Origin of the sequence: Synechococcus sp. R55.7 (assembly GCF_047461955.1) — a bacterium.
Taxonomy (GTDB): domain Bacteria; phylum Cyanobacteriota; class Cyanobacteriia; order Thermostichales; family Thermostichaceae; genus Thermostichus.
Window position 1 is genome coordinate 6,486 of sequence record NZ_JANSIC010000030.1, and the last position, 8,817, is coordinate 15,302.

The 8,817-nt window shown below is 56.2% G+C and carries 8 protein-coding genes; 5 read left to right on the top strand and 3 right to left on the bottom strand.

What is annotated here, in order from left to right:
* The first annotated feature begins 71 nt into the window (after positions 1–71).
* From NW820_RS02805 to NW820_RS02825, 5 genes are all read left to right on the top strand, one after another.
* Entirely contained in the window at positions 72–2,093 is a 2,022-nt protein-coding gene (locus NW820_RS02805) for an FHA domain-containing protein (protein WP_414382798.1), read from the top strand.
* A gap of 246 nt (positions 2,094–2,339) precedes the next feature.
* Positions 2,340–2,792, top strand: coding sequence for a hypothetical protein (locus tag NW820_RS02810; protein WP_011431474.1), 453 nt, complete (start codon positions 2,340–2,342; stop codon positions 2,790–2,792).
* Positions 2,793–2,913: 121 nt separating this feature from the next.
* Positions 2,914–3,849 carry a 4-(cytidine 5'-diphospho)-2-C-methyl-D-erythritol kinase gene (ispE, locus tag NW820_RS02815; protein ID WP_414406635.1) on the top strand — a complete coding sequence of 312 codons (936 nt, stop codon included), beginning with the start codon at positions 2,914–2,916 and terminating at the stop codon, positions 3,847–3,849.
* Between the two features lie 154 nt (positions 3,850–4,003).
* A complete protein-coding gene (gene accC / locus NW820_RS02820) occupies positions 4,004–5,359 on the top strand; it encodes an acetyl-CoA carboxylase biotin carboxylase subunit (protein WP_414332260.1) in 1,356 nt (451 codons plus the stop codon).
* A gap of 94 nt (positions 5,360–5,453) precedes the next feature.
* Positions 5,454–6,446 carry a tyrosine-type recombinase/integrase gene (locus NW820_RS02825; RefSeq protein ID WP_414406634.1) on the top strand — a complete coding sequence of 331 codons (993 nt, stop codon included), beginning with the start codon at positions 5,454–5,456 and terminating at the stop codon, positions 6,444–6,446.
* Between the two features lie 164 nt (positions 6,447–6,610).
* Here the strand turns inward: NW820_RS02825 and NW820_RS02830 are convergent, their stop codons facing one another.
* From NW820_RS02830 to NW820_RS02840, 3 genes are all read right to left on the bottom strand, one after another.
* On the bottom strand, positions 6,611–7,624 hold the full coding sequence (locus NW820_RS02830) for a hypothetical protein (protein WP_414344204.1): 1,014 nt from the start codon (positions 7,622–7,624) through the stop codon (positions 6,611–6,613).
* Positions 7,615–8,217 carry a J domain-containing protein gene (locus tag NW820_RS02835; protein WP_083757641.1) on the bottom strand — a complete coding sequence of 201 codons (603 nt, stop codon included), beginning with the start codon at positions 8,215–8,217 and terminating at the stop codon, positions 7,615–7,617. The genes NW820_RS02830 and NW820_RS02835 overlap by 10 nt, the downstream gene beginning before the upstream one ends.
* 96 nt (positions 8,218–8,313) lie before the next feature.
* Positions 8,314–8,550: an ATP-binding cassette domain-containing protein gene (locus NW820_RS02840; RefSeq protein WP_414344206.1), complete on the bottom strand. Its 237-nt coding sequence runs from the start codon at positions 8,548–8,550 to the stop codon at positions 8,314–8,316.
* Between the last annotated feature and the right edge of the window lie 267 nt (positions 8,551–8,817).

Sequence of the window (8,817 nt, forward strand, 5' to 3'; positions counted from 1 at the left end):
CCTGTGAGGTCGCGCTGTTCTGTGTTTTCTCAATGGCCTCTTCATGATCTTTGTAAAGGTAAGCAGAAGCTATGCAAATTCAACTGAGCTGGGAAGATCCCATCACCGAAGAACAGCAGGAGCTGATTTTTCCATTGCCTCTTGCCTTGGGCAGGGAGCTGGCCCAATTGCCACAGGAATGGCAAGGTCGAGAAGTGGCGCGGGCTGTGTTTGCCAGCCAGGAGATCTCCCGTTATCACGCCCTCGTCTATCTCGGTGAGGATGGCCAGGTCATCTATGAAGATCGCAGTGCCAACGGCAGCCGCATCAATGGGGAAAAAATCCGTCAGGCACGCCGGGTGCTCCAGGGGGGAGAAGTGGTGGAGCTTGGCCCCTACAGCATCACCGTGGGTTTGGTGTCCCCCAGGGATCCCAATGCCACCCTTCTGACCGCCACCCCTACTCTTTTGCTGGAGCCGCGCACCGAACTGATTCGCCCGGCCACCCAACCCGACACCGCATTTGAGGTTCCCCCGGCTTCCACGGTGGTTTTTGCCCCAGAGCAGCTTCCTGAAGTGCGGCCTGGCTCGGATTTTCCGCCGCCGGATTTGTTTCGAGCTGAGCAAATTGCCCTGAGCGCCCTCAAAGCCACCGGACTACCTGTGGAAGAGACCCTCTATTTGGCCTTGGGCGGCGGTATCGGCAGCTTTGTCTGGGTGGATACCCTGCGCATCTACGGGGTCAGACCGGAACACATCCGCGTCATCAGCATTGCCCGCAAACCCTACGAACGGTATGAACGGCTTTTGACCAACTGCCAGATCCCCCGCTGGAAGCGAATTCGCTCTGGCTCCGATTCTTGTCCAGACAACATTTGGGGCTGGCCTGGCTATGCTCTGCGGGATGCTTGGCGTTCCTTTTTCTCCGGCCGATTGTTGGAAGCATTCGGCTTTTTGTGGCAGGTATTTAGTGAGCCCTTGTTGGCAGATACCTATACGCCGCGGGCGGGGGATGTATTTGCCTCAATGGATCGGGAGGCAGCCCGAATTGGTTGGGAGCAAATGTTGTGTTACGGCCATATTCGCGCCATTCGCAAAACGGAGGATGGGCGATATGTGGTGGCCTATTCGGCAACGCGGCCCGGCCATACGGATCACCGTTTTATGGTGGCCAAGTATCTCCATTTGGCAACTGGATATCCGGCCATCAAGTTGCTCAACGACCTGCAGGAGTTTCGCGAAAAAACAGGAGATTTGAGATCGGTGGTACACGGCTATGAGCCTCATGATCACGTTTATGAGCAGTTGGAGAAACAAGGTGGCACCGTCCTAATTCGGGGATTTGGGATCGTCGCCTCTCAGGTGATGGAACGCCTTTACGAAGCCCGCAAAGTCAACCCCCGCATCTCGGTGGTGCATCTGAGCCGTGCGCCCAAAAGCGGTAATCGCTTCGGACGAGCCAAACGGGCAGTGGATAACCATTGGGAGTTTCAGCCCTTCAACTGGCCCAAGGGCACTTGGGGAGGAGTTCTGCGTGCCAAATTGGAAGCGGCGACCCCCCTGGAACGGCGCGAACTGCTGGAAGCTTGGGGCGGCACCACGACAGCAAGTCGGCGGAAATGGCGGCGGATCGTGCGGCAAGGGTTGCGAGAGGGCTGGTACTCGATTGTGTTCGGCAAGGTGGAGTCGGTGGTTCCCGGCGACAAGGGTAAGCCGGTAACCTACATTCGAGGTACCCACAACAACACGCAATTAAAGGTGGAGGCCGATTTCGTTATCGACTGTACGGGTTTGGTTTCGGATCCCATGACCAATCCTCTCCTCAACGACCTAATTACCCACTACAACCTGCCCCTCAATCCTCACGGGCGCTTGCATGTCTCCAACGACTTTGAGCTGGTGGAGATGCGCAACCGGGATGGGCGAATGTACGCCGCTGGGATCATCACCTTGGGCGGGCCCTATGCGCCGGTGGATACGTTTTTGGGTTTACAGTACTGTGCCCATCGCTCGGTGGAACACCTGGCTCGACTGCGGGCACCGGGGGTCAAAGGCTTAGAAGGGATCCGATCCCTGTGGCAATGGTGCAAGTGGGCCCTAAACATCAGCCCCTAGCTTGCCGACATTGGGCAACGCTTCTGGATTTTGCCGGATGTTTATGGTTATCAACGCTATTGTTGGCGACACATCATGGCTATTCCCCATCCCGTTGAACCTGGTGAAAGGGGTGTTGCGTTGATCCCCAACTCTTCTATACCAAAGGGGGAAGGGTTGGGGGTGAGGGCCAGAAGGTTCCCTCAAACAGACCGGGAGCGAAATAGATCCTGATGATCTCGATAGGCAAAACTGCTGGAGGAAAAGATGACTCCGACCCTGATTGGCCGCTGGCAAACTCGCATTTTCTTATTGGCCACCGTTGGTGTTTTGGCAAGTTTACCCTTTTATTTTGGGATCACTGGACATGGCGGCAGCCTCACCTATTTTTGGGTGCTGTTCTACGTAGGTCTGTTTGGCTGTGTTTGGGATGTTGTTTATAACTATCTGATGGGGTGGATGTGGGATCACGATTGGCCTGGGATCCTTCAGCTTTTGGCCGGCATTTGGGAAGGGCTTTTTTTGGGTACAGTCTTGAAGGTGGTGGGTCTTCCTTATATCCCAACCCAACGGTTTGACTTGGGAGATTTTATTCTCCACTACAGTGTGGTCTGGGTTTGCCTTTACCTCAGCGCTTGGGTGGTGATGCGCATTTTGTTTCCCCGCTGGCGCTTTCGCGGTGGAGAGTGGCTGGGGCCATGGCCTCGCTCTGGCAGCTAGAGAGGGGATCCACTGCCGCTAGAATCAGGCTGGGAGACCTCCCCGGATAAGTCTGTGTTTTGATCAGGTCTGTACAGGCTAAGGGGAGTTGAGACTTGTTGCTGACCCAGATTTTCACCCCATGCAAGCCTGTACCCTGATTGCCCGCGCCAAGATCAACCTCTACCTGGAAATCCTCGGCTCCCGTCCTGATGGGTATTCAGAGGTGGCGATGGTGTTGCAGAGCATTCATTTGGCGGATCGACTGCAGTTGAAGAGCCGTCCTCACGGGATCCACCTCACCTGCGATCGTCCAGAAGTGCCTGCAGATGCCCGCAACCTTGCCTATCAAGCCGCTGAGCTGCTGCAAAAAGAGTGTCACTCTGCCGCTGGCGTGGAGATTCACATCGAAAAGCACATTCCGGTGGCAGCAGGTTTGGCGGGGGGCTCGGCTGATGCGGCGGCGGTTTTGGTGGGGTTAAACCAACTGTGGGGGCTGGGCCTGACGGTGGGAGAGTTGCAGAGTTTGGCAGCCCGCTTGGGATCCGACATTCCCTTCTGTATCCAGGGGGGAACGCAACTGGCCACCGGGCGCGGGGAAGTTTTGGAGCCGCTGGCCGATTGGGAAGGGATCCCTGTGCTGCTGGCCAAGCCCAAGCACCTGGGGGTTTCCACCGCCTGGGCCTATCAAGCCTCTCGTTCTCGTCAGGGGAGCTTGGGAGGGGATGCCCTACCCAAACCCACACTGCCCACCTTGCCGCAGGCGTTGGCGGCTCTCAGCCGTCAGGATCCGCCGGCGTTAGCCAGGAGTTTGCGCAATGACTTGGAACAGGTGGTTTTGCCGGAGTATGCAATTGTAGGGGAGCTGCGCCAAGCTCTTCTCTCGGCGGGGGCCCTGGGATCCCTGATGTCGGGGTCGGGGCCAACGGTCTTCGGAATCATGCCCAGCCTGGAGCTGGCCGCCCAAGCGCGCGACACCCTGCGTCGCCAGTTTCAAGATGTGGAGTTTTGGGTGACGCAGTTTGCCCCCACCGGGATTCTGCTGCAGCCGGATCCCTGTAGCCTCAGTCCTACCTAGGTTGTCGACTGGATGGGCTGAATGTGGGATCCCCACCAGCCTTCTCTATTCTTCCCTCTGCTTGGCATAGTAGGATGAGCACCTAAACTTAACCTTGCGTTCACAAACTGCTGGCTTTAGCGGTCAAGTTATCTCTCTGCTCTGAACCTCCCTCATGCCGCCCATCACCAAGATCCTGATCGCCAACCGGGGTGAGATTGCCCTGCGCATCATCCGCACCTGTCAGGAAATGGGGATCCGAACTGTGGCCGTTTACTCCACTGCGGATCAGAACTCCCTGCACGTCCAACTGGCGGACGAGGCTGTTTGCGTAGGAGATGCCCCGGTGGCCAAAAGCTACCTCAACATTCCCAACATCATCTCGGCAGCCCTCACCCGCGGGGCCACTGCCATTCATCCGGGCTATGGGTTCTTGGCGGAGAATGCCAAATTTGCCGAGATGTGTGCCGACCACAACTTGATCTTCATCGGCCCCTCGCCAGAGGCGATGCGCAAGATGGGCGACAAGGCCACGGCCCGCGAGACCATGCAAGCGGTGGGGGTGCCGACGGTGCCGGGCAGCCGCGGGTTGATCACCTCTGAGGAGGAGGCAGTGAAGCTGGCGGAGAAAATCGGCTACCCCGTGATCATCAAAGCCACCGCCGGTGGCGGGGGGCGGGGTATGCGGGTGGCGCGGGATGCCCAGGAGCTGCTGAAGATGCTGCGCACCGCTCAGGGGGAAGCCCAAGCAGCCTTTGGCAACGGCGGGGTTTACTTGGAGAAGTTCATCGAGCGCCCCCGTCATGTGGAGTTTCAGATCTTGGCGGATAGCCAGGGCAATGTGGTGCATCTGTACGAGCGGGATTGCTCCATTCAACGGCGGCATCAAAAGCTGTTGGAAGAGGCCCCCAGCCCGGCTTTGACTGCAAGCTTGCGCGCCCGCATGGGAGCAGCGGCGGTGAAAGCGGCCAAGGTGGTGAATTATGTGGGGGTGGGCACGGTGGAGTTTTTGCTGGACAAAAATGGCCAGTTCTACTTCATCGAGATGAACACCCGCATCCAGGTGGAGCATCCGGTTACTGAGATGGTGACCGGGCTGGATCTGATTGCCGAGCAGATTCGCATTGCCCAAGGTCAACCCCTCACCTTTCGCCAGAAGGATGTGGAGTTGCGGGGCCATGCTATCGAATGCCGCATCAACGCCGAGGATCCCAAGCAGCAGTTTCGGCCTTGCGCTGGCACGATCAGTGCCTATTTGCCCCCTGGGGGGCCGGGGGTGCGCATGGATTCCCACATCTACACCGACTACACCATTCCCCCCTACTACGATTCGCTGTTGGGCAAGCTGATCGTCTGGGGGCCTAACCGGGCAGCAGCCATCCGCCGCATGCAGCGGGCTTTGGGGGAATGCGCCATCACTGGGGTGCCCACCACGATCCCTTTCCACCAGCAGATCCTGCGCCACGAGGCTTTTTTGCGGGGCGAGGTGTACACGGATTTCATCACCCAACACCTGCTGCCCGGCCAGTAGCCATCGACTCTCAGGTCGGGATCCCTCTCTGGACAGCAGCTGGCCACAAGTTGAGGATAAAGTTAAGGGCTAGCAGAGGGATGGAGGTGGCAGGATGAGGGAGCCTCGATCGGGCTGGGCTCAGGAGACCCATCCCCAGAGTCAGCCGACTGGCCCTGTTCCCAGCCTCAGCCATCTGGCGGCGCAATTTTTGCAGGAGCGGGAGCGGGATCTGGCCCCTGCCAGCCGCCGTACCTACCGCATTGCTCTGGAGCAGTTTGCCAAAACTTGCCCGGTGCCGCTGCCCCAGGTGCAGCCTGTCCACGTCCAGTCCTTTTTGAACAGCTTGAAGGGCCGTCCGTTTCGCAACCGCTCCGGCCAGCGGATCCACCCGCCCGCCTCTCCGGCCACCTACAACCTCAAGCGGTTGGCCTTGCAGCAATTTTTTGAATGGGCCAGCCAACGGGGCTACCTTCAGGATCCCCTGCCCACTCAAGCCATTCGACCTGCCCGCCTACCCGCTCGTTTGCCCCGCGATCTGGATCGGTTGTTGTTGCAGCGGGTGTTGCAGCGGGCCCAGAACCATTCTCTGCGCTACGCGGCTTTGATTCGCCTGATGCTGGAGTGCGGGCTGCGGGCCCAGGAGCTGTTGGACTTAACCGTTCAAGATTTTCAAATCAGCCCCGAGGGATCCCTGTTGGAAGTGCGCTGTGGCAAGGGGAGCAAACCCCGCGCTGTGGCAGTAGGGGATCCCCTCTCCGAGCTGTTGCAACAGTATCTGAGCCGAGAACGGGGCCCGTGCGCGCCGACGGATCCCTTGTTTGTTTCCCAATCTCGCTGCTTGGCCTACCGGGGGCGCCCCCTCACCTACGATGGCCTGCGCCACATTGTTCTCAAGCTCACCGAGCCTGAGCCAGGACATCAAACCCCTCACCAGTTTCGCCACAGCTTTGCCACCTTGCTGCTGGATCGTGGCGTTGCCCCTGAGCATATCCAGCACCTGCTGGGCCATACAACTGCCGCCATGACGATGCGCTACACCCAGCGGGCCAACTTGAGAGCAGCCATCGCCCGTTCCCGCGAGATCTTAAATCAGGGCTTGGTTTAGGGATCCCTGGCTGTACTATGGCCTCTGTCGTTTCCAGTGAGACAGACGCGGATTGCTCGCAGAAAGAGGGATCCCCAAAAAGAGATCAAGGATCCTCAAGGACGGACAAACCTGACTAAGGTGGTTGGAATGACCTGAAAACAACCGATAACCAATGGGTTATTTCAAGTTACACGCTGGAGGGGAATGTAGAGCACATGCTCTCTCCCCTTGCCAATGGGCAACTGCGGCCCAAGACTGGCCTTCTGTTGTCCCAACCAGATGATCAGGTTTTTGTTCTCAGGATAGTATTCCAAAACATACTTGATGAAGTCATCAATTGTACATGGCTCGTTGAAACCTCCCATCCACTGATGAAAGTGGCTATGCACTTCGCTGGCTATAGTAATCAGGTTGGAAAGATTTGCTGCAATCTTTGGATAGTGCGCTTCAGAGTAGAGATGGTGAACCGTTAGGCTACTGGCTGTTTTTCGAGTAACTCTACAGAGATTTTTATCCCTTCTTCTTGCAAGCTCTTTTGCTCTTTCTATCTGCCTTTGTCTATCCTGGATTGTCTTGACGATTGCCTGAATCTGGGGTTCAATGCGTTCGCCAACATCTCGACACCAGTCTTTTCTGTGGTTTTGCTTGAGGACTTCTACCATAATCTTGGCAAGCTCATAGATGCCTCGCAAAGAGAGGTAGACAGTGTCGTCGTTGCCAAAGCGTGTGTAATGAACGTCTTTGATGAGTTTACTTTGTTTTGATGCAATCTCAAGCGCTTTCTTAAGGTAATCAGTTCGAGTTCCAAAGATCGTCACAACATCTTGAAGAGATAGCCAAAACTGATCTTGCCTTCTGACCAGAGAGGAGCTGTTTTCGAGGATCCTATGATCCACCAGAGCCTTCTGCCTCTTGCGATACTCTTCCTTGAACCAATTCCTAATGCTTGTGTCTGTAGAGTACTTACGACCTTGCTCTGACCTAGACCTTAAAAAGGATAAAATGGCGTAAGCACCAGACTGCGTGTATTCTCTCAGCCCCGAACTTTTGTTGATAACGCGATAGTCTTTACCTTCCACCAGTTCCCACTCATCATCAGGGATACTGTCAAAGTAGGCTTCAATCTCCCTGAGTTCCTCAAGGCTGATACCCAAAAATTCGGCGAGCTTGTTTGAAGAAACATAGACTATAGCCATTGCTCAAATTTCTCCGTAAGGCTTTTGTAGAAGAGAGTCAATCGCTGGAAAATTTTGTCATCCCCGGTTGGAGAATCGGGATGGTAGATCTTGCTCAGGCGATAAAAGGCAGCTTTGATGTCCTCATTGGTAGCTCGATCGGGGTCAAGTCCAAAAACCCGCCATGGCAAGTCGTACTTGAAGATGTTGATCCCGTTGATGCAGCCATACCCCTCTTCCCCCTCTTCGTTGGGAAGGATCCCGATGTGCTGACGATAAATGCGCTCCAAATCGTCTATGTTGGATAAGCTCAGCTTGCCCATGCCGCTGGTTGCCAGTTTGAAGCTGGCTGACTTTCTCAGCTCGGCTGCGTTTTTAACGCCAAAGTGGTTGTAAATCGCTTTCTGCAGCTCTTTGACAGACAACCGAGGCGGTGGCTGTAGCTGCCTGACCACAAACCGCGCAAAATTCTCCAGGAGTTCCTTAGAGATGCCGTAGGTATCGGAAAGGCGCTGGATTTCTGCAGCAATCGCCCCTTGCGGATCGGGCTTGGTCTCTTCTCTTGAGGTTGCCCTAGTTGTTTTTGGTTTTGTGCTGGCGGCTTTTTTGGGCATGGCTTCCCCTCAAGTCAGTGATGCCAAGTGTAGATCCGCACAAAACTTATAGGCTGTCTGTGAATTTATTTGCACAATGATGCAGACAATCTTAGGTCAGTGTAACAATGTTGCTGGTACCTGTAAAGCTTTGCACCACATAAGCTTCGCCATACCGATGCCCAGTTGGATGGCTTGGTGTGGGGAGCAGATCCGCACTGGGCGGCCCCGCAGGCGAATCTCGCCAGCATCCGGCTGGTAGAGGCCCGCCAGCATGTTCATCAGGGTGGTTTTCCCGGCGCCATTCTCCCCCCGGAGAGCGTAAATCTCCCCGGCCCGTAGTTCAAAGTCCACGCCAGAGCGCCCCCAGCTTGCCTGTTCGGTTGAGTTCCCCCGCCAGGATCCCTACCAGACAGGCTCTCTCATAAAAAGGCTGATCATAAATGGAAGGCTCTCTGAAGAAAGAGGTACACAGGTTGAGTACCACCTTTCCTTGGCAGTGAACGTATTTCCGGCTACTTTTCAGCGCCAACTTGGGGCCGCCCCTTCAGCTTTTGGGGATCAGTCGCTTCGGACAGGCAGCACGGATGTGGGATTCGCTCAGGTCGGGCATGAGAGCCA